The organism is Streptomyces sp. NPDC048590, from assembly GCF_043199535.1.
In the GTDB taxonomy this organism is placed as follows: Bacteria; Actinomycetota; Actinomycetes; order Streptomycetales; family Streptomycetaceae; genus Streptomyces.
The window spans coordinates 1-22639 of record NZ_JBICWC010000020.1 but is presented as its reverse complement, the minus strand read 5'-3'; the positions used below and the strand labels follow the sequence as shown (position 1 = coordinate 22639).

Here is a 22639-nt window from a genome sequence, read left to right as displayed (position 1 = left end):
GGCAGGGGCTCCGGCCACCCCGGCGGGACACCCGAAGGGCCGGGCCCGGTGGCCCGCGGTTTCCGACGCGAGAGGGGCCCGGAGTTTCCGACGCGAGAGGGTCCCGGACGAAAAGTGGTTCGGAGCACCCTCCGGGATGGCGTAGAGTTGTACTCACAACGACGCGGGGTGGAGCAGCTCGGTAGCTCGCTGGGCTCATAACCCAGAGGTCGCAGGTTCAAATCCTGTCCCCGCTACTGAAGACAAGGGCCCGGATCCTTCCAAGGATCCGGGCCCTTGTTCTTGTCCTCGTGCCGCGCTTGACCTTGACGCTACGTGAAGATCTAGCGTTCCCGGCATGGAGTGGTCCATCCAGGAAATCGCCAGACGCGCGGGCACCACGAGCCGGACGCTCCGGCACTACGGGGACATCGGTCTCCTGGCGCCCAGCCGCACCGCCGCCAACGGCTACCGCTACTACGACCAGGACGCCCTGGTCCGGCTCCAGCGCATCCTGCTGCTCCGGGAGCTGGGACTGTCGCTGCCCGCGATCAAGGACGTGCTGGAGGGGCAGCGCGATCCCACGGTGGCGCTGCGTACCCATCTGCGCCTGCTGGAGCAGGAGCGGGAGCGCATCGGACGGCAGATCACCTCGGTGCGGACCACTCTCCACCGGATCGAGGAAGGGGAGGAACTCATGGCCGAGGACGTGTTCGACGGCTTCGATCACACCCGGTACGAGCAGGAGGTCACCGAGCGCTGGGGCCGCGAGGCGTACGAGCGTGGCGACCGCTGGTGGCGCGGGCTGGGGGAGGAGGAGCGGGCGGAGTTCCTGGGGGTGCACGACGCGATCGCCCGGGACTACGGCGAGGCGCGGGCGGCGGGTCTCGGGCCGGGGAGCGACGAGGTGCAGGAGATCGCCCGCCGGCACTGCGCCTGGCTGTCGGTGACCACGGAGGTCACGCGCGCGTACGTGACCGGTCTCGCGGAGATGTATGTCTCCGATCCCCGCTTCGCGAGGAACTACGATCGCCACGGAGACGGAACCGCCGTCTTCGTACGGGATGCACTGACGATCCACGCGCAGCACCGGCTCCCCGGCTGACCACCGGGGTGCGGGGCGGCACGCTCCTCCCTTCGGCCTACGGCGTTGCGCCGTACGGCGAGGCTTCGGCAGGGCCGGGTGGGGCGCGGTACCGTCCGCAGCCGTGGGCGGACCGGGCAGGAGTGCACAGGTGGGGAAACAGGAGAGACGCCGCGGGGCATCCGGCGGGGGTGCGCGGTCGCGGATGTTCGTGCGCTACCTCCCCGCACTGATGATCTGCGTCGGGGTGGTGCTCGACATGGTGACCCCGCCCGAGGTCACGGCTGTCCCCCTGTTCGCGGCGGCTCCGCTGATCGCCGCCCCGTTCTTCTCCCTGACCTCCACCGTCCGTACCGGGGCGGCCGCGTTCCTGGTGGTGCTCGCCATCCGCATCTCGGACGGCCGCCTCGACGAGGTCGTCCCGATCACCGATCTGCTCACCGTGCTCACGGTGTCCGCGCTCTCCCTCGTCATCAACCGGGTGGTGCGACGCGGCAACGAGCAGCTGGCCTCGGCCAGGGTCATCGCCGAGACCGCTATGCGGGCGGTGCTGCCGGCGCCCGAGGATCGGATCGGCGGGCTCCTGGTCGCGGCACGCTACGAGGCGGCCCAGGCCGACGAGTTCGTGGGCGGCGACCTCTTCGCCGTGACCGACACGCCGTTCGGGGTGCGCCTGGTGGTCGGGGACGTACGCGGGAAGGGGCTGGACTCCGTGGCGGCGGTGGCCGTCGTCATCGGGGCCTTCCGGGAGGCCGCGGAGCAGGAGCGTTCGCTGGAGGGGGTCGCCCAGAGGCTGGAGCGGGCGCTGGCGAGGGAGGGCGCGAGGCGGGGCGGCTTCGATTCCGTGGAGGGGTTCGTCACCGCCGTGCTCGCTGAGGTACCGACCGGCTCGGACATCCTTCGGGTGGTCAACCGTGGCCATCCCGAGCCTCTCGTACTGCACGCGGACGGGGCGCTCGACGTCCTGGCGCCGACCGAACCCGCCCTGCCGCTCGGCATGGGCCTCGACGCGGGGCCCGACCGGTCGGACGAGTGGACACTCCCGGCCGGGGCGACGTTCCTGGCGTTCACCGACGGGCTCTCGGAGGCGCGGAACGCCGAAGGAGTCTTCTACGACCCTGCGGCCCGGCTGCGTGGCCGGCTCTTCCCGGGGCCCGAGGAGATGCTGTCGGCGCTCACCGACGACGTGCGCCTGCACACCGGAGGACGGTCGACGGACGACCTCGCGCTCCTCGCGGTCGGACGGCCCTCCCGGGGGCAGCCGGCCCGGCGGACGACGGTGAAGATCGTGGGACGGGCCGGTGAATGACCGGTCGCGACTTTCGGTAGTCGAAGGGTCTCACTACGCATAACATTTGACGCACCGTCAGAAAGTGGTGGCCGGATCGAAGGCCTTCAACTCGCCCGGTTGCGCCTGTTTGACCCCTTAAAGTCCAGGCCCCAGCCCCGAACGATCTGCCGGAACGGCTTGGAATCAAAGCCTGGTGTCTATTAACGTTCGATAACGCAGCGCGGTTGTACCTGTCGTCGCAAGAGGCGGCACCGTGCGCGGCGCCGAATTCCGCAAGGGAACCGGGGAACCACCTACATGGGGTGAATCGGGCACCTGTGTCTCGAGAGAGACGAAGGGGCCCGTAGGAGACCTTCCTGCTCCGAACCCGTCAGCTAACCCGGTAGGCGAGAAGGAAGGAAAGGAGAGCGCCCACGTGGCGTCGAACCAGCCTGCCCCCGAGGCTCCGTCATCGCTCAAGACCGGCAGCTTCGGTGATCCGGACAGGTCGTGGGAGGAATGGAACCCCACCGAGGAGTCCATCCGCCCTGTGCGCGGCCGTCATCGCGTGGCGAAGCAGCGCGGTCTCGCCCGTAGCTCCACCGTCCTCGGCGTCGGTGTCATCGCGGCCGTCGGCGCGGGTGGCATGGCCACCGCGCAGAGCAAGCCGCCGGTCTCCATCTCTCTTCCCGATTCCATCGCCGACAACCTTCCTGACGCCAAGTCACTGCCCGGCGTGGGCGCGTTCATGGGTGGCGACTCCGACTCGGACCGGCAGACCGCCGCACTGACCTCCCCGCTCACGACCGCGGGGATCACCGAGGCCGAGGCCGAGCAGGGCGCCACCGACGCGGGTGAGGCGCTGCGCGCCCGCATCCTCCAGCAGGCCGAGCAGCAGCAGGCCGGCGCCGACGCCGAGGCCAAGGCCGCCGAGGAGCAGGCGGCCGCCGAGGCGGCAGCCGCCCAGGCCGCGAAGCAGCAGAGCAAGGCCGAGGCCGACGCCGCCGCCAAGAAGAAGGCCGCGGAAGAGGCTGCCAAGAAGAAGGCGGAGGCCGAGCGTCTCGCCAAGCTCGCCGCGAGCTACGCCGTTCCGACCTCGTCCTACACGATCACCTCGACCTTCGGCCAGGCCGGTTCGATGTGGTCCTCGGGCCACCACACCGGGCTGGACTTCGCGGCTCCCACCGGCACGCCGGTCAAGGCCGTGCACGGCGGGACGGTGAAGTCGGCCGGCTGGTCCGGCTCGTACGGCTACCGGACGGTCCTGGAGCTCGACGACGGCACGGAGGTCTGGTACTGCCACCAGTCGTCGATGGACGTCACCGCCGGACAGAAGGTCACCACCGGCGAGACGATCGGCCGGGTCGGGGCCACGGGCAACGTGACGGGCCCGCACCTCCACCTGGAGATCCACACTCCGGACGGAACCGGCATCGACCCGATGGCCTGGCTGCAGAGCAAGGGTCTCTCGATCTGACCCCCGCGCCGCTCTCCGGCGCACCGAACCCCGGCGGTCCTGACGCACAACCCCCCGACGTCAGGGCCGCCGGTCCGTCTGTGACGGAACGGCACGATCAACGGGACCTGCGGCCGGCGGGGCGGCAGGTGGGGCGACGCGAGCGGGCCGTGAGGCCCACGGACGACCGGTGAAGACGAACGGCCGGTAAAGCGGAATACCTGCCTCACTTGCGTCGTTGACGCCTTCCATGACTTCTCTTCGCGCGCTCGGTTCATCCGGCCTCAAGGTCTTCCCCCTCGCCCTCGGTGGCAACGTCTTCGGCTGGACGGCCGACGAGCGGACGACGTTCGCCGTCCTCGACGAGTACGTGGCGTCCGGCGGCAACTTCGTCGACACCGCCGATTCGTACTCCGCCTGGGTCCCCGGCAACGAGGGCGGCGAGTCGGAGACCCTGATCGGCAAGTGGCTGGCGGCCCGCTCCCGTCGCGACGACGTCGTCATCGCCACCAAGGTGGGCGCCCACCCGGCGTACAAGGGGCTCTCGCCCGCCACGATCAAGGAGGCCGCCGAGGCCTCGCTGCGTCGGCTCGGCACCGACCACATCGACCTCTACTACACCCACTTCGACGACGAGACCGTCCCCGTCGAGGAGATCATCACCGCGCTCGACCAGCTGGTGAAGGCCGGGACCGTACGCGAGATCGCGGCCTCCAACATCAGCCCCGAGCGACTCCGCGCCTCCCTGGACTTCTCCGAGCGCGAGGGTCTGGCGCGTTATGTGGCGCTCCAGCCGCACTACAACCTCGTCTCGCGCGACACCTACGAGGGCGCGCTCCAGGACACCGCAGCAGACGCGGGGCTCGCCGCGGTCCCGTACTTCGCGCTCGCCTCGGGCTTCCTCACCGGCAAGTACCGCCCGGGCACCCGGGTCGAGAGCGCGCGCGCCGAGGGCGCGGGCAAGCACCTGGAGACCGAGCGCGGCCGCAAGGTGCTGGCGGTCCTCGACAAGGTCGCCCAGGAGCACGGCGCGGAGATCGCCACGGTCGCCCTGGCCTGGCTGGCGTCCCGTCCGACCGTCGCCGCGCCGATCGCCTCCGCACGCACCGTCGGTCAGCTGCCCGCGCTGATGGCCGTGGCCGGGCTTCGGCTGACCGAGGCGGAGCTGGCCGAGCTGGACGCGGCATCCGCCTGATCCATCCGGGCGCCCGGCGTCGCCCTGCGGCGCGGTCTCCTGGCGCGGGTGGAAATCCCGCACCAGGAGACCCCCTCAGCCGGGCGGTGGCCGGCGCCCGCCGTCGTCCAGGTAGGGGTTGTAGCCCCCGTAGTGCCGGTGAGGTGCGGGGAGCTGCTGCGGATGCCCGCTGCCGGGGGTGAACTGACGGGGCAACGACGGTGCACGGGGGACCGCGCGCAGCCGTCCGGTCGCCCGGGCGGCGTACGTCAGGGCCGGGCCTGCGATGTCCCGCCGGTGCCAGAGATGGTGAAGCAGCTCCTGCTCGCGGACGGCGAAGTCTGGGCCCGCGCCGTCGTGGCGTGCCCTCCGCCGCAGCATGGCCAGCGAGGTCGCGAACGATTCGTACTCCGCGACGGTACGCGCCGCCTCCTTGCCCCGGGCGCGGTCCGGACGGCCGTTCCAGTGCCGGGCCATGTCCCTGGCCATGCCCCGTGCACGCATCGAGGCCAGCGCGAGAGGTTCGGCGGGGGTCAGCCAGCCCGCCGCCGCGTAGACCGGCAACTCCGTGGAGAGGGTGCGCAGCTCGCGCTGCCTGGACCAGACCGCCAGCCAGGTCACCAGGCCGAAGCACGGCACCATGAACGCGCCGTACACCACGTAGAAGCCGTACTGCCCGAAGGACGAGGAGCCGTTCCAGAGGGCGTGCGTACCGATCGCGCAGGAGAGTCCGAGGACCGGGAGAACGACCCGGCGCACCCGGTGCCGGGCGCCGCCCGTCGCGGCGATCCCGAAGGCGATGCCGGAGAGCACCGTGAACAACGGGTGGGCGAAGGGCGACATCACCACACGGACGAAGAACGTCCCGACCGTCACGGAGGCGAAACCGCTGGTTCCGAGCTGCTGGTCCTCCCCGAAGGCGTTGCCCAGGTAGAGGATGTTCTCGGTGAAGGCGAAGCCGGTCGCGGTGAAGCCCGCGATCACCACACCGTCGACGATCCCGGAGAAGTGCCTTCTCCGGAAGAGGAAGATCAGCAGGATCGCGACTGCCTTGGCGCTCTCCTCGACGACCGGGGCGACGACGGTCGCCCCCAGGGTGTCGGCGCTCGCCGGGTCCGCGGTCGCCGTCGCTATCCAGCGGGTCGCGAAGGAGTTGGCGATGATCGCCACGAGGGCCGCCGCGCACGCGCCCCAGGCGAACGCGAACAGGAGGTTCCGCCAGGGTCCCGGCTCGACCCTGTCGAGCCAGCGGAACGCGGACATCAGCAGGGGCACGGGCAGTACGGCGAGCCCCAGGCCCACCAGGAAGCCCTCGGTTCCCGTCTGCTGACGGACCAGGGCGAGGATCACCAGGCCGCACAGGGCCAGCACCGTGATCAGCGCACCGGCGCGGAAGGCCTTGCTGCGCCAGACCATGCCGACCCGGCGGGGCCGGTATCGCCACTGGCCTCGCTCCGGGACGGCGCCCAGGAACTCGTCGAGCTGCTGCTCCTCGAGAACCGGGACGGCCGGCTGCTGGTGCTGCACGGACCCCTCGGACACCTGACGACCCTAACGAGGGTCACCGACAACTCGCCACGGTGCACCGGCCACCGCCGCCCGACCCGGCCCGATCCGATCGGTCCGGCCGGTCAGCGACGGGTGAACAGCACGTCGTGCACGACATGTCCCTTGTCCAGGCCCTGGCCCTCGAAACGGGTCAGCGGCCGGAACGTCGGCCGGGGCGCGAAGCCGCCGTCCGGCCGGGTGTTCTCGAAGAGGGGGTGCGCCGTGAGTACTTCGAGCATCTGCTCGGCGTACGGCTCCCAGTCGGTCGCGCAGTGGACGAGCGCTCCGGGCTTCAGCCGCCCCGCGACCAGATCGAGGAATTCCGGCTGGATCAGGCGCCGCTTGTGGTGGCGCTTCTTCGGCCACGGGTCGGGGAAGTAGACCCGGAGGCCGTCCAGCGCCTCGGGCTCCAGCATCTCCCTGAGCAGGATGATCGCGTCCCCGTTGGCAACACGGACGTTGGACACACCCGCACGGTCCGCCAGGCCCAGCAGGTTGCCCTGGCCCGGAGTGTGCACGTCCACGGCGAGGATGCCTGTGTCCGGGTCCTCCGCCGCCATCTGGGCCGTGGCCTCGCCCATGCCGAAGCCGATCTCCAGGACGACCGGGAGACCGTCGAAGAGCGCGGGAAGATCGAGGAATCCGCGTCCGTCGATGTCCAGACCCCACTTGGGCCACAGCCGCTGGAGCGCGTCCTCCTGGCCGGCCGTGACCCTGCTGCGGCGTGGCTGGAAGCTGCGGATCCGGCGCTCGTGGTGCGAGCCCGCCGGGTCGGCGGCCGGGCCACCGGGGAAACGGGGCTCCTGGCGCAGCCGGCGCTGGCGCTCGAACGAGGCGGCGCGGCGCTGTGCCGCGTCGGCGTCCGCGTCGGCGTCCGTCAGCGGTGCCGTGCCGGGCGCGGCCTCGGGGGGCGTCTCCGGCAGCACGGGGGACGCCTCCGGGGCGGGGCCGGGCGTCTCTGGGGTGGGGTTCGCAGGCTCAGACACAATGACCCGATTCTACGGCGGGCGGTACCCATCCCGTCGCGCGAGCCCGCAGCAGGGCCCGGCGTGCCACCTCCCTCCCGATGGGCAGCGACGCGGTCGCGGCGGGCGACGGGGCGTTCAGCACGTGCACGGTGTGCGGGGCGTCCCGGATCAGGAAGTCGTCGACCAGGGTGCCGTCCCTGAGGACCGCCTGTGCCCGCACCCCGGCCGGGGAAGGCCGCAGGTCCGCCTCGGTCACCTCGGGCAGCAGCCGCTGGACGGCCCTGGTGAAGGCGGACTTCGAGAGGGACCTGTGCACATCGCCCGCGCCGTACCGCCAGTGCCTTCGGGCGATGTGCCAGGAACCGGGCCATGTCAGGGTGGCGGCGAGCTCGCGCGGGTGGACGTCCGTACGGCTGTAGCCCTCGCGTGCCAGGGCCGGTACCGCGTTCGGTCCGACGTGCACGGTGCCGTCGACTCCCCGCGTGAGGTGCACCCCCAGGAAGGGGAACGCCGGGTCGGGCACCGGGTAGACGAGCCCGCGCACCAGCTCGGGCCGGGCCAGCTCGTAGTACTCACCCCGGAACGGCACGATGCGCGCCCCCGGGTCGTCGCCCGCGAGCAGGGCCACCCGGTCGCTGTGCAGCCCCGCGCAGTTGACCAGCACCCGGGCTCTGACGACCCGGCCGTCCGCCGTACGCACGGCGACACCCCAGGGCCGGCGGTCGACGGCGACGACCTCCGCGCCGTAACGGATGCGTCCGTCCGCCTCGCGGACCTCGGCCGCGAACCGGGAGGCCACCGCGGTGAAGTCGCACACCCCCGTGGTCCCCACCCGGATCGCGGCGACGCCGCTCACATGCGGCTCGTACTCCGCGATCTGGGCGGGTCCGAGCTCCCGGACCGGCAGGCCGTGCGCCCGGCCGCGCTGCACCAGGGCGTGCAGCCGGGGCAGCTCCTCGCTGCTCGTCGCCACGATCAGCTTGCCGGTCACCTCGTGGGCGATGCCGTGCCCCGCGCAGAAGTCGACCAGCTCGGCGGAGCCCTGGAGGGCGTAGCGAGCCTTCAGCGAGCCGGGCGGGTAGTAGATGCCGCTGTGGATCACCCCGCTGTTGCGCCCGGTCTGGTGCCTGGCGGGCCCGGACTCCTTCTCCAGCACCGTGACCCGGGTGCCGGGCGCGGTGCGCGTGAGGGCGTACGCGGTCGACAGACCGACGATCCCGCCACCGATCACCAGCACGTCGCAGTCGTACGCCGCGTGCGTCGTCATCACGCCACCTCCCACCCCGATAGTGCACTGACCCACTGACAACGGGCTCAAACCACGGGTGGCGTCTGCGTGGCGTGATGTGGTGCCCCGGTCCGGGGAACCGGCCTACACCGGGGCTACGAGCAGGGGGCGGGCACGCTCGCGCAGCTCGGCCACGCGGGGCTCGTCCCCGTACGGCTCCAGGCGGTGCAGCAGGTCGCGCACGTACTCGGTGGTGCGCGCCGAGGAGATGCGCCCCGCCACCTCCACCGCGCGGGTCCCCGCCGCGCAGGCCGCGTCGAGGTTGCCCGACTCCAGCTCGGCGACGGCGGACACGACGAGCCTCAGCCCGTGGGAGCGGACGAACTCGTCGGTGGGCCGGGACAGGGCCTGCTCGGTGAAGCGCCGGACCTGACGGGGGGCCTTGAGGTCGCGGTAGCACTCGGCCGCGTCCGCGGCGAACCGGTCGTACGAGTAGAAGCCGAGCCAGGACGGGTCGGAGTCGCCGGTCCTTGAACGCTCCAGCCAGCTCTCGGCGGCCCGCAGCGCGGCCCCCGCCGCGGGCGCGTCACCCGCCTTCGCGTGGGCGCGCGCCTCCACCAGCCGGAAGAAGCTCATGGTCCTGGCGGTGGCGAGACCGCGGTTGCGCTCGACCGCGGCCTGGGCGAGGTCCACACCCTCGTCGGCGAAGCCCCGGTACGTCGCCTGCAGCGACATCGACGCCAGGACGTATCCGCCGAGCGGTACGTCGGCGGCGGCGCGGGCCAGTCGCAGCGCCTGGATGTAGTAACGCTGGGCGGCCTCCTGCTGGCCGGTGTCGAAGGCCATCCATCCGGCGAGCCTGGTCAGTTCGGCCGAGGCGCCGAAGAGGTCCCGGCCCACCTCGTCGCTGTAGGAGCCCAGCAGGAGCGGTGCGGCGTCGACGCGTAAGCACTCCGGGACCATCGAGGAACGCCAGTCCCCGCCGCCGTACTTGGAGTCCCAGCGGCGGGCGTCCTGGGCGGCCTCGCGCAGCTTGGTCACGTCGCTGTGCCCGACGCGCAGCAGGGGGCTCTCCGCCGTACCGGTCTGGTCCGGGCCCGGCTGCGCGGGCGGTCCGCCCTGCGCCCCGGGTGCGCCCTGCGGGCCGAGGAGCGAGGCCCGGGCGGTGCCGGCGTCCCGTGCGACCGAGGGATCGGCGGGGGTTATGAGCCAGCGGGACGCGGGGGTCGCGTACGCGCTCACGGCGAAGGACCCGGCCAGGGACTGCCAGATGCCTCCGCCGCCCCTGCGGCCCGCCAGATCCAGCCGGTACAGGTCGGTCGCCGACCGGACCGCCTCGCCCACGTCCCGGGGGAAGGCCAGGCCGACCTCCGGCGCCGGGTCGGCGTCGGCCAGTCCGATCTCGTGCAGCGGAACGGGGCGGCCGAGTTTGGCCCCTATCGCCGCCGCGATGAGATGGGGGGCGGCGCCCTGCGGCACCATGCCCTTGGCGACCCACCGGGCCACCGACGTCTTGTCGTAACGAAGTGTCAGACCGCGCTGTGCTCCGAGGTCGTTGACCCGCCGGGCGAGGCCGGCGTTGCTGATTCCCGCGAGGGCGAGAACCGTGCCGAGCTTCTCGTTCGGCCCGCGTTGCTCCCTGGACATGCGTCACCCCTCGACACACAGACGGCCGCCGCGTCACCGGTCGGGCGCGCGGCATTCGTACCGTGTTCTCCCCAGCTACGGTCCCGGGCACTCCGGCCGCACACGCATTTGGCCGAGCCCCGTGGAATATGCCGCCCTGCTGAGAACATCGGTACACCCAGCGTAGTTCGCCGCATCCCCACCGTTAAGGGGCAGAACTCCGTATGGCGGGAATGTTGTCCGTGCCGGGCGGCGTGCTCCCGATGTGTGGCCGTGCGCCCGGCCGTGCGCTCTGGTCCGCCCGGTGGGCAAGCGCTTCGATGGGATCCGCGTGGGTCGGCCCGCCGCACTGGACACGGCGGGCTGGGGGAGACCGCCGCCCCAATCCCCGCGGGCGGCGAACCGGTCCGGGAGGTGATGACACCTCCCGGACTGTGCGCCACAGGGGCGGGGTCCGTGAAGAGCGGGCGTGCGGGCCGGCGCGCCGGGGGGACGCGCCGGCCCGCACGCCGTCACGGCATCGGCGGGACGCTCCGGGGCGGTCGCCCACGGCGCCGGGAAGCGGCCGGAACTCCGCCGGAACTCCGCCTGGGAGCGAAACGCGCGGTCGGATCCCGACCGGAGATTGGCCGAATAGTGCCGGTCGTTCGAGCAGTCCGAGTGAGGTCCGACCATGGCCGGATCACGTCTGTTCCCGGGAGCGGCCGAGGCAGGGGCCTCTTCCGGTGTTCGCCTCGGCAACTCCCGGAAGATCCAATTCCGTTGTGGCGGGGCCGACGGCGCCGTGGCCAGGCCTTTGCCAGGGGCGCATGCGTATCAGCTGTGCGCCGCCCGTACCCCCTCCGGGGCGCCGTTGTCGTGGCAGCATGTCCCGCAACGGCGTTCCCCGTGTCCAGGTGCGCCGGTTCGTCCACAGCCTGTGGAGGCGGCGATGCGTTGGTTGGTGGGGTGGAACACTGCCTCCGCGAGCTTCGGCACCGTGGGCGCCGTGGGCCACCGCGGCGAGGGTCGCACCGTCCAGCCGGTGGGCTCCCAGTGCCTGTGGGGCGACCCGGATCCGCTCTGGGCGGTGGGCGACTGGCGTCCCGACGAGATCCGCGTCATCACGGTCGCCACACCCGAGGGCGCACCCGTGACCCGCCTCGCCGTGCTCGGCTGCTGCGGCGCCACCGACGAACAGCTGCGCGTCGGGCTGCTCGCGGCGCGCGGCGGGGCACTGCGCCATCTCACCGCGTGGTCCGGCAGCTACACGGCCGTCGTGCAGATCGGCCGCCGCATCACCATCGCCTCGGACCTCGCCGGTGCCCGGCCGGTCTTCCACACGCCCACACCGTGGGCCAACGGCACCGCGTACGCCACCGCCGCCCTGCCGCTCGCCGACCTCGTCGAGGCGCAGCTGGACATCGGCCACCTGGGCGCACTGCTGGCCTGCCCCGAGACACCGGAGGCGCTGGGTGACGGCACCCCCTACACGGGGGTCAAGCGGGTCCCGCCGGGGCACGCGCTGATCCTCCGGGAGGGCTCCCGCGAGATCACCGGTTACGAGGCGGTGGCCTCGCTCGCCGTCGCGGCGCCCGAGACCGACCCGGTGAGCGCGGTGGACGGCGTCCGGGACGCCCTGGTCGACGCCGTACGCGCCCGGCTCACCGCACCGCGCCACGCCCCGGAGAACCTGCCCCCGGATCCCGGACCCGTCCCCGGCATGGGCCCCGCGGAACGCCGCGCGGCCCGGGGAGCGCCCGTACCGGGGATCGGCGCGGACCTCTCCGGCGGCAGTGCCTCCGCGACCCTCGCCCTGCTGGCCGCGGGACTCCCCGGGCTGCCGGGCACGGTGCTCGGCCACGGGACGGGCGCGGGCGAGCGCCTCCTCGCCGTCACCTTCAACGACCTCTCCGCCCAGGGCCGCGAGGACGAGCTGGAGCGGGCACGGGTCATCGCTGCCAACCCCCGCCTCCACCACGTGGTCGTCGCCGCGGGCGAGGAGGCCCTGCCCTACGCGTCCCTGGAGAGCGGCCCGCTCACCGACGAGCCCGCTCCCTCCCTGGTCGTCGCCGAACGCCACCGCCGCCGGCTGGCGGCGGGCAGCGCCGACCACTTCGTGGGCACCGGAGCACGTCAGGTCCTGGACGCGCACCCCGCCCGCCTCGCCGACCTCCTCCTCGACCGGCGCAGACGCCACCTCCTGCGGCCCGTCGCCGCGCTCGCGCGAGCCGAAGGGTCCTCCACGAACTCGCTGTTCGTCCCGCTCGCCGTCTACCGCGCCGCCCGCAGACTGGCCCGGACGTCCTACCGCACCGGACTGGAGACCGCGGCCTCCCTTCTGCCCGAGGCCAACCGCGACACCCCTGACCTCGACACCCCCGCCGACGCGTCGCTCGCCTCCCTCGCGTGGTCCCGCCCCGGCCCGGCGGCCCGCTGGCTCACCGGGGAGGCGCTCGCCGAGGTGTCGGTCCGCCTCCAGGCGGCGGCGATCCGGCCCACCTCCGTCCAGCGTCCCGGTGAGGCCCGGGCACGCGCCGCGCTGGCACGGCACGCCGCCGACCAGCGGATCCTCGAACAGGCCGCGGAGATCCGCAGCCAGCGGCTGCACGCCCCCTTCCTCGACAACCAGGTCGTACGCGCGGCCCGCGCCCTTCCCGAGTCGCTGCGGGTCCAGCCCGGTGCCCGCGCCGCGATACTGCGCAGGGTCCTCGCCGGTGCGGGCATCCATGACCTGCCGCCCGGGTGGGGCGCGCCCTCGCAGGCCTCGGCCACCGCGGCCGGCCGCATCGGTCTGCGCACCGCGCTCCCTGACCTCATCGCCCTGTTCGACGCCCCGCTGCTCGCCGACGCCGGCCTGATCGAGGCCCGCGTCGTACGCAAGGCCCTGCGCGCCGCGTCCGAGGGCGAGCCCCTTCCCCTGGACGGCCTGGCCGAACTCGCCGCCACCGAACTGTGGCTCCGACGGCTGGTCACCCGCCGGGGCAGCTGCTGGACCGGCACCGCGGCTCCCCGCCAACGTGCGGTCGCCGGGGGCGTGGTCCCGGCCCGCCGCACCCTCCAGGCCTGACGGACCCACGGGGTCATGGGCGTACGGGTGTCCCCGGCCGGCCGCACCCGCCCTCGCACCGGTGTGGCCGGGGCGGTCAGCGGCAGCTGATCCGGGACTCCGCCCAGTCGGCCGGTGCGACACCGCCCAGCGCTCCCACCGGTTCCACCACGAGCCGGATGATCCGGCTGCCCTCGATGCCGACGCTCACCGGTACCGCCGGATCGCCGCCCCGCATGACAGGGGACTGCCACAGCCGCGTCCCGCCGCCGTCGTACACGGAGAAGCGCAGGGCGCCGAGTCCCAGCGACAGATCGTCGACCCCGGCCATCGCGTCGTAGCGCGTGCACGTCCGGTTCAGCTGGACGGCGACCGACGAGCGGGAGGGAGCGGTCACCCCGTACGCGTACGTCGTGGACGCGATCGACAGGTTCTTGCGCTGCCAGAACACGCCCAGGCTCCGGCCGAGCAGGATCTCGGGCCCCGTGTGGTCGCCGGTGACGGAGTACGCCAGTTCATCGACCTGGTAGACCTCCGGTGCGGGTGGCTCCGGTGCGGGTGGAGGTGTCGGCTCGGGCGGGGGCTCGGGAGCCGGAGACTCCGGGGCCGGGGTGGGAGCGGGTTCGGGCGTGGCGGACTCCTCCGTGGCGCGAGGCGGTTCGGCCGGCGGTGTCGGCGTGGGTTCAGGGCGCGGAGTGCTCGGTGGTTCGGACGGCTCCGGTGACGGGGGCGGTGGCGCGGGAGTGGGAACCGCCGGAGTCGCTGCCGGCGGCGCTGCCACCGGTTTCTGCTCCGGTGCCGGCCGGTCGTCACCGACCAGGGCCCAGACCAGGCCCGCGGCCACGGCCACGGCGACGGCCGCTGCGATCCCGGCCTTCAGCGGAGCGCCGAGCCCCTCCGAGACTGCCGCCCCGCCAGCCGAACCACCCCCGGAGGAAGCCCCTCCGGTGGCTGCCGCGGCTGCTCCGGCGCCGGCGGCGCCCGCCGCACCACCGGCCACGATGCCTGCCGCCTTGAGGGAGTAGCCCGCGGCGAACCATCCGATGACGGCGACCGGGAGGAGCGCCGGGATGCCGGCGTTGACCCGATCCAGCTCACCTGCGGCCAGGCGGCACTTCGCGCACTCGTCCAGGTGCTTGCGCAGCCCGCGCTCGGCCCGCGTCCGCAGCCCGCCACGGGCATGGGCACCGAGCCGGTCCGCGTACCGCGCGCAGTCGCCGCCGGCCGTCAGCGACCGGCTCACGTGGGCCTGCAGATAGGCCTGCTTGAGCCCTTCGCGGGCCCGGACGGCCAGGACCGCCGTGGCGTTGGCGGTCAGCCCGAAGAGCGGAGCGACCTCGCTCGGCGACTCCTCCTCCACCGTGGTGTGCCACAGCACGGCCTGCCAGCGCTCGGGCAGGCTGCGGAACGCCTGCATCGCCATCGACCGGTCCGCCTCGTGCATGGCCAGCACGTCCGCGCCGAGCTCGAGGGTGTCGGCCTCCGACAGCTCCGAGGAACGGGTGGCCTGCGCCGCGAACACCGCGAAGTCGTCGACCAGCTGCTCGCGCCTGGCGCTTCTGGTCCAGGCCGCCGCCACATGCCGGACGGCCGTCATGAGGTAGGCGCGCACGGCTTCCTCGGGGCCCTTGCCGCCGCGCACCGCCTGGAGCGTCCGCGCGAAGACCTCGGCCGTCAGGTCGTCGGCGGTGTGCGCGTCCCTGCAGCACGTACGGGCGTACCGCCGCACCGCGCCCGAGTGCCTGCGGAACAGCTCCTCGTACGCCTGGCCGTCGCCGGCGCGCATGCCCTGGATCAACTGGGCGTCGGAGGGGCCGGGAGCGGCCGATCCCGCCCGGCCCTCGCGCTGCTGGGGGACGGCGTACCCGGTGGCGGAATCCGTCTCTCCGGCCGCGCGCTCGATGCCCTCTTCGCGGGTCGGCCACGGCCCCGGCAGCACCGTGCCGGCCTCCGCGGCGCCGTCGCCCGGGTCCGCGGCCCTCGCCCGGCCCCGCGGCGCGCGGTCCAGGGGCGTCGCCTGGCTCGGTACGGCGGCCGGCTCCGCAGCGGTGCCGGAGCCACTGACCGCGGTCTCCGCGCTCCGGCGCTCCTTGTCCGTCATGGCGTGGCCGTCGGCCGGATCCTCCTGCTGCGCGTCACCGCTCATCGTGGAAGCCCCCGTCAGCACCCTCGGACCGAACAACGGGGCCACACTGCCACAGCACCGCGCCACGGTGAGGCCCCGTCGGAATCAACCACTCGTCCGGGGGGTTTCGCCTGTCCCAGAGGTGTGCCACTTCACCGGCGGGGCAGAACCAACGGCCGTCTGTCGCACCGGTGTCCGGCCGACGGGAGCGGACCCCCGCCGGCCATCGCGGCTACGCGGGACGGGAACGCAGACCCTCCAGCAGGATGTCCAGCAGCCGGGCCGAGGCAGCGGCCTGATGCGCCGGATCCGGCAGCGCGGGTGCGGCCGTGGCTATGACCAGCAGGACATCGCCCACCGTCACGTCACCCCGCAGCGCACCCGACTCACGCGCCCGGTCCACCAGCCCGCCCACGACCTCGAGCAGCTCGGCGGCTCCGGGGCCGCCGTCCGTCTCCTCCTCCGCACCGGCGGGCAGCCCGCCCTGCTGCGCGGCCGACGTCTCCACCCGGCGCTGGTGAGGCACCCGCGTGCCGTCCTCGGAGATGTCACCCGCCGCGGTCTGCTCCCGCTCCGTACCCACTCGCAGCACCTGCGGCGGCAGCAGCCGACCCGCACCCGAGGCCACCGAGGTCCGCAGGAAGCGGGAGAGCGCCGACCACGGGTCGTCCTCCTGGCCGAGGGCGGAGCGGGCCTGATCGGTCAGCCGGGCGGTCTCCTCCTCGGCTATCCGGCGCACAAGTACGTCCTTGCTCGGGAAGCGCCGGTAGACCGTACCGACGCCCACCCGCGCCCTGCGGGCCACGTCCTCCATCGGCGCCCCGTACCCGAGCTCGCCGAACACCTCGCGCGCGGCGCGCAGGACGTGCTCGAGATTGCGCTGCGCGTCCACACGCAGCGGTGCGGAACGCGACGCGCTTCCCGCGGACGCCGTGACCGTACCGATGGCCGTCACCGTGTTCAGCCGCCCGTGGTCATCGGCGGTAGCGGTGACAGCACTCGGCCCATGCAAATCCTGAATATGCATAACTCTTCCCCCGGTTATGACGTCTCCCCCCGGAGACCTCCCCACCTGTCAGCCGGCGTGTGGTCTTCGTCCGAATCCGACACCCCGACGGGGTACGAACATAGTTGAGCCCGGGTCAATTCAGAAGGGGGTAGTTCCGCACGGAGCGCCCCCCGATCGGAGCAAGGACCGGTTGAACCCCGAATCGCCCCCGGCGACCGCGCCCTCCCGGCATACCTGACCTGCGCGGCTTTCGTAACCCGCCGCAGCACGCGGCCGTCCGGTGATCGACGAGCTCCGGTCACACAATTTGCCGGGCCTGTGGACAAACCCCGGACTCCGTTGCGTCATGGGATGGTGATGGCACCAGATTCCCGGGGGGCGCCCCCCGACACCCGGCCACGTGTGCGCGTTCTCGTCGTCGGCGGCGGCTACGTGGGGATGTACACCGCGCTCCGTCTCCAGCGGAAGCTGAGGCCGAGACTGAAGAGCGGCGAGGCCGAGATCGTGGTGGTCTCACCCGACCCCTACATGACCTATCAGCCGTTCCTGCCCGAGGCCGCCGCCGGTTCGATCTCACCGCGCCACGTCGTCGTCCCACTGCGCCGCGTCCTGAAGAACTGCACGGTCGTCGTCGGTGAGGCGGAACGGATCGACCACGCCAAGCGGACCGCCACGGTCACGACGCTCGCCACCGGCGAGGACGGCACCGGCGCCGTCGAGATCGTCTACGACGAGCTGGTCCTCGCCCCCGGATCCGTCTCACGGACCCTTCCCGTCCCCGGACTCGCCGACTTCGGCATCGGCTTCAAGACGGTGGAGGAGGCCATCGGCCTCCGCAACCACGTGATCGAACAGATGGACATCGCCTCGGCCACGAGGGACCCGGACGTCCGCGACGCCGCGCTCACCTTCGTCTTCGTCGGCGGCGGGTACGCGGGCGTGGAGGCGCTCGCCGAACTCGAGGACATGGCCCGCTACACCTCGCGGTACTACCACAACATCAAGCCCTCGGACCTGCGGTGGATCCTGGTCGAGGCGACCGGACGGATCCTGCCGGAGGTCGGCGAGGCCATGGGCACGTACGCGGTCAGGGAGCTGCGCGGCCGCAACATCGACGTACGGCTGGAGACCCGGCTCGACAGCTGCGAAGGCCGCGTCGCGGTACTCAGCGACGGCTCGCGCTTCCCGACCCGCACCCTCGTGTGGACCGCAGGTGTGAAGCCCGCACCGGTACTCGCCGCGACGGACCTCCCCCTCACAGGACGCGGCCGGATCCGCTGCACCGCGACGCTCTCCGTGGAAGGCACGGCCCACGCGTGGGCCGCGGGTGACGCCGCCGCCGTACCGGACCTCACCTCGGGCGAGCCGGGCACGGAGACCGCGCCGAACGCGCAGCACGCGGTCCGCCAGGCCAAGGTGCTCGCGGACAACGTCGTGGCCACCCTCGCCGGACGCCCGGCCGAGGAGTACCGGCACTCCTATGCCGGATCCGTCGCCTCACTCGGCCTGCACAAGGGGGTCGCACACGTCTACGGGCGCAAGCTGAAGGGTTACCCGGCCTGGCTGATGCACCGCGTCTACCACCTGAGCCGCGTGCCCACCTTCAACCGGAAGGCGCGCGTCCTTGCAGAGTGGACCCTGGCCGGGCTCTTCAAGCGGGAGATCGTCTCCCTCGGCTCGCTGGAGCACCCGCGCGCCGAATTCGCCCTGGCCGCCCGCGGACACGCTCAGCCCGAACCCCCGGAGGGAACTCCGCCGAAGGAGGAAGGACCGCCCGGCAGGTCCGGCTGACCACGCGTCCACCGACCCGGCCGGGCGCACTCCGGGACCGGCCCGCGTTCAGCGTGCGTACCGACGGCCGTACGGCAACTGTCAGTACGGCCGGTCACACTGGACGTGTGACCATAGGTGGGCTCACACCTGCACAGAGTTATCCGACGGCAGTCACCCGAAGTGACCGGCGGCCAGGACCGACGAACAGTACGAAGCGGCCGCGCCGCGCGTTCCCGGTGGCCGGCCCCGACGCCCTGACCCGGCACGAGGACCGGCCGCAGGACCAGCAGAAGAAGCTCGCCCGAGCGGACCAGACCGACACACGAGGCCAGAAATTCCGTGAACTTCACGCGCTGGAGCGCCCGCCTTCCTGGAACACAGCGTCGAGCCGCCGCGCGGGACGACCAAGGTTCCGTGCCCGCCGCCCGTGGCGAGTCCGCACAGCCGGGGAGCGCCGGCGCGCATCCGGACGGCACACCCCGGAAGCCGGCCACGGCAGGCGCCTCCCTGGACGCCCTGTCCGCCCGTGAGCTGCTGGGACAGCTCCCGGCTCCCGTCGCGCTGCTCCACGGTCCCGAGCACCGTGTCACCTATGTCAACGCCGCCTACACAGCGGCTTTCGGCCCGCGTGTCTGCGGCGGGCCCGCGGCCGAGGCACTGCCCGAGCTCGCCGAGCTCAGCCTGCTTCCCCTCATGAACCAGGTGCTGCGAACCGGCACCCCCCGCACCGTCAAGTCACGCAAGGTCCGGGCCGGCGGCTCCTACACGGTGACCTGCACCCCCGTGACGACCGGCGGCACCGACGGCGAGGCGGGCGTCCTCGTCTACGCCACCGATGTCACCGACCACGCGGAGGCCGCGGAGCGGCTCAGGGCGAGCGAGCGCCGTCACCGTGAGACGGCGGTGACCCTCCAGCGCTCCCTGCTCCCGCAGGACCTCGAGCAGCCGGACGACCTGCGCATTGCGGCCACCTACCAGCCCGGCGGCACGGACGCGGCGGTCGGCGGGGACTGGTACGACGTCATCACCCTGGGAGCCGGCCGTACGGCGCTCGTCATCGGCGACGTGATGGGACGCGGTGTACGCGCCGCCGCCGTCATGGGCCAACTGCGCACCGCGGTCCGGGCCTACGCCCGCCTCGACCTCCCTCCGCACGAGGTGCTCCAGCTCCTGGACGTGCTCGCGGCGGAGATCGACGCCAGCCAGATCGCCACCTGCGTCTACGCGGTGCACGACCCCAACGAAGGGCACCTCGTCTACGCCTCCGCCGGACACCTCCCGATCCTCGTCCGCGACGAGGACGGCGTGGTCCACCGAGCGGAGGATCCGACCGGACCGCCACTCGGCACGGGCGGCTGGATGCACACCTCCGGGACGATCGCCCTGCCGCCGGGCTCGACGGCCGTGCTCTACACGGACGGTCTCGTCGAGCGCCGCAGCGAGGACATCGACGAAGGGGTCGGTTCCCTGGAGCGGGCCCTCGCCGGGGCCATGGGCGCACCCCAGGTCGTCTGCGACCGGCTGATGCGTTCGCTCGGCGTCACCGCGGAGCACGACGACGATGTGGCCGTACTCGTGGTCCAGCACCCCGCCCGCACGGGCACGAGTGCCGAGCTCTTCCACAACGCCTCGCTCGAACTGCTCGGCGGTATCGAGGCCGCGCCCCGGGCCCGTGCCTTCGCGACCGGAGTCCTGGCCTCCTGGCGGTTTCCCGTGGAGCTGTGCGACCTGGGGGTCCTCGCCGCGAGCGAACTCGTGGCGAACTCCCTCCAGCACGGCACCCCGCCGATGCGGCTGGGCCTGCGCCGGACGGACCGCAGGCTGATCATCGAGGTGACGGACGGGGACGACCACCTGCCCCGCCGCCGCCGTGCCGAGCCGGCCGACGAGGCGGGACGCGGCATCTCCATCGTCGCGACAATCGCCACGTCATGGGGCAGCCGGCGCACCCCCGGCGGCGGCAAGGCCGTCTGGTGCGAGTTCGAGCTCCCCGGCTGACCGGCCTCAGCGCGACGCGGGCGGTACGACCACCGCGTCCGGGACGGGAGCGGGCGCCCCGTTCTCCGGCAGGGACACGGCGACCACACGGGACGGCGCGCCCGCGAGCGACGGCCTGTCCTGTACGGGAGCGAGCGCACGGCCCAGCCTGAGCGCGAGCACGCTGATGCCCAGGGAGAACAGCACGAAGGTCACGATGTACGGCCCGTGCAGGGCGGCACCCATCGGCCCTCCGACCGCCGGTCCGACGGCCAGGGCCAACTGCTTCACCAGGGCGAACGCCGAGTTGTACCGGCCGACCATGTTCTCCGGGGCCAGATCCGCGACGAGCGGGGCCACGGTGGGGGACAGCATCGCCTCGCCGAGTCCGAACAGGGCGTACGTCGAGATCATCGCCGCGGTGGCCATGGTCTGACTGCCGTGCCCGAGGCCCGCGTATCCGGCCACGATCCAGGCGAAGGCCCAGATGAGACCCGTCAGGGCGATGACCCGGCTGCGCCGGCGCCGCTCCACCAGACGGAGCACGACGAACTGGGCTACGACGATGACCGCGGTGTTGGCCGCCAGCGCCACACCCAGGGTCGACGGATCGATTCCGGCGGCCTCGGTGCCGTAGGCGGCGAGCCCGGACTCGAACTGCCCGTAGCAGGCGAAGAAGATGACGAAGCCCAGTACACAGAGCTGGACCATGGCCCCGTGGGAGAGCAGCGCTCGCAGTCCCGCCCTGGGCTGCGCACTCCCGGAGGGAACCTCGGCACCGAGTGAGGGCCCCTTCGGCATCCGGACGGTCGCTGCGACCACCCCGAGCACCAGGAACATCGCGGCCTCGATGAGGAAGAGGACCGTGAAACTGGACGGGCTGTCGACGTCCACCAGCTGACCGCCGACCAGGCCGCCGATGCCGAGCCCGAGGTTCTGCAGGAAGAACTGGGTCGCGAAGGCGCGGGTACGCGTGGCGGCGCCCGAGCACCACACCAGCATCGTCGCCAGAGCGGGCTGCATCACGGCCGTCCCGGCGCCGAGCACCGCCGCGGACAGCACGGCGGAGGTCACGCCGTTCGCCAGGCCCAGGGCGCAGGCGCCCACCGCCGCGACGACGGAGGAGGCGATCAGCACGGGCAGCGGACCGCGTCGGTCGAGGGCACGGCCGGTGAACGGCAGTACGGCCAGAGCCGCCATCGCGAAGACCGCCAGCACGACCCCTGCCGTACCGGCGCCCAGCTCCCGCACCTGCGCCACGTAGACATACAGATACGGGACGGTGAATCCGAGGCCGAACGCGCTCAGCGCGCTGCCCAGCTGGATCCTCCGCAGCGCGGCACCCATCTCCCTGGTCACACTCACCTACCTCAAGTTCTGAAGAGACGTCTGAGAACACAGACTCGTAGACTTTAGCACTAAAGTTAGAAGTCGAAGTCTTCAGTGTGAAGGACTTCGAAGCATGCGAGGGCGTGCCATACTGCCCGCCATGTCTGACACCACCGAGCAGCCCGAGCTCCAGGAGCCGAGCCTCGACGAGCAGATCGCGGCCTACCAGCGCGAGTTCCGGGACCTCGATCCTCAGGTCGAGCAGGTCGTCTCCGCCCTGGGGCGGCTGAACCGCCGGATGAACGTGGCCTACGGCAGGCAGGTCGCGGCCCTCGGCATCAGCAACGCCGAGTGGGAGGTCCTCAAGACCCTCGTCCTGTCCGGCACGCCGTACCGGCTGGGTCCGGGCGAGCTGGCGAAGCGCCTCGGCCTCACGCCGGCGGCGATGACCCACCGCATCGACCGCATGGCGGGCGAAGGGCTGGTGACCAGGGACCGGGACGAGAACAACCGGGTGCGCGTCATCGTCGAGCTGACCGACGAGGGCCGTACGAAGTGGCTCGAGGCGATGCGGATGGCCACCGCCTTCGAGGAGGACCTGCTCCAGGACCTCTCGGGCGACGAGCGCGGAGCGCTGGGCGAGATCCTCATCCGTCTGCTGCGCCGCGTGGAGCACGAGCAGCCGGACGCCGGCGGCCGTCTCACCGACCTGGGCTGACAGGCCGTGGGTGCGGGGCGAGGAGCGTCACCGGCGGGGGTTGACACGACCCCCGCCGGTCCGTAAGGTTCTTCGAGTTGTCACGGAGCCGGTACGGATCCGACGACAACCGATCCCGCCGCGAAAGCGGCAACCAAACTCAGCACGATCTCCCGCCGGGGAGAATTTCGGCATGCCGAAATTCAATTCGAAGGCTCGATTATGAGCCGCCGGGAAAATCCGCTAGAGTTTGAGCGTCGGAACGGCCCAACAGCCGGGAAGACAACTCCCGCTGACTGGGAATCAGGCCCGAAAGGATCTGATAGAGTCGGACTCGCCGGAAAGGGAAACGCGAAAGCGAAGAACTG

The 22639-nt window shown here is 72.5% G+C and carries 15 protein-coding genes, 1 tRNA gene and 1 riboswitch; of the genes, 9 read left to right on the top strand and 7 right to left on the bottom strand.

Annotated features, from left to right (window positions below; all coding sequences use genetic code 11):
• Nucleotides 1-162: 162 nt before the first annotated feature.
• The 5 genes from ACGFNN_RS34295 to ACGFNN_RS34275 all read left to right on the top strand — a co-directional run bounded on the left by ACGFNN_RS34295 (nucleotide 163) and on the right by ACGFNN_RS34275 (nucleotide 4984).
• Nucleotides 163-236 (top strand) — tRNA-Met (locus tag ACGFNN_RS34295).
• A 101-nt stretch (nucleotides 237-337) separates the two neighbouring features.
• Nucleotides 338-1084, top strand: coding sequence for a MerR family transcriptional regulator (locus ACGFNN_RS34290; RefSeq protein ID WP_393561850.1), 747 nt, complete (start codon nucleotides 338-340; stop codon nucleotides 1082-1084).
• A gap of 184 nt (nucleotides 1085-1268) precedes the next feature.
• Nucleotides 1269-2372: a PP2C family protein-serine/threonine phosphatase gene (locus tag ACGFNN_RS34285; RefSeq protein WP_393561849.1), complete on the top strand. Its 1104-nt coding sequence runs from the start codon at nucleotides 1269-1271 to the stop codon at nucleotides 2370-2372.
• 233 nt (nucleotides 2373-2605) lie between these two features.
• A riboswitch (cyclic di-AMP (ydaO/yuaA leader) is annotated at nucleotides 2606-2758 on the top strand.
• Between the two features lie 11 nt (nucleotides 2759-2769).
• Complete coding sequence (locus ACGFNN_RS34280; protein ID WP_393561848.1) at nucleotides 2770-3810, top strand: M23 family metallopeptidase; 1041 nt, start codon at nucleotides 2770-2772, stop codon at nucleotides 3808-3810.
• 229 nt (nucleotides 3811-4039) lie between these two features.
• Entirely contained in the window at nucleotides 4040-4984 is a 945-nt protein-coding gene (locus ACGFNN_RS34275) for an aldo/keto reductase (RefSeq protein ID WP_362671352.1), read from the top strand.
• A 75-nt stretch (nucleotides 4985-5059) separates the two neighbouring features.
• Here the strand turns inward: ACGFNN_RS34275 and ACGFNN_RS34270 are convergent, their stop codons facing one another.
• From ACGFNN_RS34270 to ACGFNN_RS34255, 4 genes are all read right to left on the bottom strand, one after another.
• Nucleotides 5060-6505: a PrsW family intramembrane metalloprotease gene (locus ACGFNN_RS34270; protein ID WP_393561847.1), complete on the bottom strand. Its 1446-nt coding sequence runs from the start codon at nucleotides 6503-6505 to the stop codon at nucleotides 5060-5062.
• 89 nt (nucleotides 6506-6594) lie between these two features.
• A complete protein-coding gene (gene trmB / locus ACGFNN_RS34265) occupies nucleotides 6595-7497 on the bottom strand; it encodes a tRNA (guanosine(46)-N7)-methyltransferase TrmB (RefSeq protein WP_393561846.1) in 903 nt (300 codons plus the stop codon).
• Nucleotides 7490-8746 (bottom strand): L-2-hydroxyglutarate oxidase, encoded by a 1257-nt coding sequence (gene lhgO, locus ACGFNN_RS34260; RefSeq protein WP_393561845.1) that lies wholly within the window; start codon nucleotides 8744-8746, stop codon nucleotides 7490-7492. The genes trmB and lhgO overlap by 8 nt, the downstream gene beginning before the upstream one ends.
• 105 nt (nucleotides 8747-8851) lie before the next feature.
• Complete coding sequence (locus tag ACGFNN_RS34255) at nucleotides 8852-10354, bottom strand: sporulation protein (RefSeq protein WP_393561844.1); 1503 nt, start codon at nucleotides 10352-10354, stop codon at nucleotides 8852-8854.
• Nucleotides 10355-11264: 910 nt separating this feature from the next.
• Here ACGFNN_RS34255 and ACGFNN_RS34250 point away from each other — a divergent pair.
• Complete coding sequence (locus ACGFNN_RS34250; protein WP_393561843.1) at nucleotides 11265-13382, top strand: asparagine synthase-related protein; 2118 nt, start codon at nucleotides 11265-11267, stop codon at nucleotides 13380-13382.
• 76 nt (nucleotides 13383-13458) lie between these two features.
• Here the strand turns inward: ACGFNN_RS34250 and ACGFNN_RS34245 are convergent, their stop codons facing one another.
• Nucleotides 13459-15507 (bottom strand): sigma-70 family RNA polymerase sigma factor, encoded by a 2049-nt coding sequence (locus ACGFNN_RS34245; RefSeq protein WP_393561886.1) that lies wholly within the window; start codon nucleotides 15505-15507, stop codon nucleotides 13459-13461.
• Between the two features lie 211 nt (nucleotides 15508-15718).
• On the bottom strand, nucleotides 15719-16513 hold the full coding sequence (locus ACGFNN_RS34240; RefSeq protein WP_393561842.1) for a TetR/AcrR family transcriptional regulator: 795 nt from the start codon (nucleotides 16511-16513) through the stop codon (nucleotides 15719-15721).
• A gap of 384 nt (nucleotides 16514-16897) precedes the next feature.
• Here ACGFNN_RS34240 and ACGFNN_RS34235 point away from each other — a divergent pair, with 384 nt between their 5' ends.
• Nucleotides 16898-18286 (top strand): NAD(P)/FAD-dependent oxidoreductase, encoded by a 1389-nt coding sequence (locus tag ACGFNN_RS34235; protein WP_393561841.1) that lies wholly within the window; start codon nucleotides 16898-16900, stop codon nucleotides 18284-18286.
• Nucleotides 18287-18607: 321 nt separating this feature from the next.
• Nucleotides 18608-20266, top strand: coding sequence for a SpoIIE family protein phosphatase (locus ACGFNN_RS34230; RefSeq protein ID WP_393561840.1), 1659 nt, complete (start codon nucleotides 18608-18610; stop codon nucleotides 20264-20266).
• 6 nt (nucleotides 20267-20272) lie between these two features.
• Here ACGFNN_RS34230 and ACGFNN_RS34225 read toward each other — a convergent pair whose 3' ends face one another.
• Complete coding sequence (locus ACGFNN_RS34225; RefSeq protein WP_393561885.1) at nucleotides 20273-21592, bottom strand: MFS transporter; 1320 nt, start codon at nucleotides 21590-21592, stop codon at nucleotides 20273-20275.
• A gap of 142 nt (nucleotides 21593-21734) precedes the next feature.
• Between ACGFNN_RS34225 and ACGFNN_RS34220 the strand changes: the two genes are divergently transcribed.
• The gene (locus ACGFNN_RS34220) at nucleotides 21735-22292 is read left to right on the top strand and encodes a MarR family winged helix-turn-helix transcriptional regulator (protein ID WP_393561839.1); all 558 of its coding nucleotides are present in this window, start codon (nucleotides 21735-21737) and stop codon (nucleotides 22290-22292) included.
• The last annotated feature ends 347 nt before the right edge of the window (nucleotides 22293-22639 follow it).

What these genes read in the sequence shown, in the direction of transcription:
- ACGFNN_RS34290 (WP_393561850.1), top strand. Translation starts at nt 338, where the DNA reads ATGGAGTGGTCCATCCAGGAAATCGCCAGACGCGCGGGCACCACGAGC.
- ACGFNN_RS34285 (WP_393561849.1), top strand. Translation starts at nt 1,269, where the DNA reads ATGTTCGTGCGCTACCTCCCCGCACTGATGATCTGCGTCGGGGTGGTG.
- ACGFNN_RS34275 (WP_362671352.1), top strand. Translation starts at nt 4,040, where the DNA reads ATGACTTCTCTTCGCGCGCTCGGTTCATCCGGCCTCAAGGTCTTCCCC.
- lhgO (WP_393561845.1), bottom strand. Translation starts at nt 8,746, where the DNA reads ATGACGACGCACGCGGCGTACGACTGCGACGTGCTGGTGATCGGTGGC.
- ACGFNN_RS34255 (WP_393561844.1), bottom strand. Translation starts at nt 10,354, where the DNA reads ATGTCCAGGGAGCAACGCGGGCCGAACGAGAAGCTCGGCACGGTTCTC.
- ACGFNN_RS34250 (WP_393561843.1), top strand. Translation starts at nt 11,265, where the DNA reads ATGCGTTGGTTGGTGGGGTGGAACACTGCCTCCGCGAGCTTCGGCACC.
- ACGFNN_RS34245 (WP_393561886.1), bottom strand. Translation starts at nt 15,507, where the DNA reads ATGAGCGGTGACGCGCAGCAGGAGGATCCGGCCGACGGCCACGCCATG.
- ACGFNN_RS34240 (WP_393561842.1), bottom strand. Translation starts at nt 16,513, where the DNA reads ATGCATATTCAGGATTTGCATGGGCCGAGTGCTGTCACCGCTACCGCC.
- ACGFNN_RS34225 (WP_393561885.1), bottom strand. Translation starts at nt 21,592, where the DNA reads ATGGGTGCCGCGCTGCGGAGGATCCAGCTGGGCAGCGCGCTGAGCGCG.
- ACGFNN_RS34220 (WP_393561839.1), top strand. Translation starts at nt 21,735, where the DNA reads ATGTCTGACACCACCGAGCAGCCCGAGCTCCAGGAGCCGAGCCTCGAC.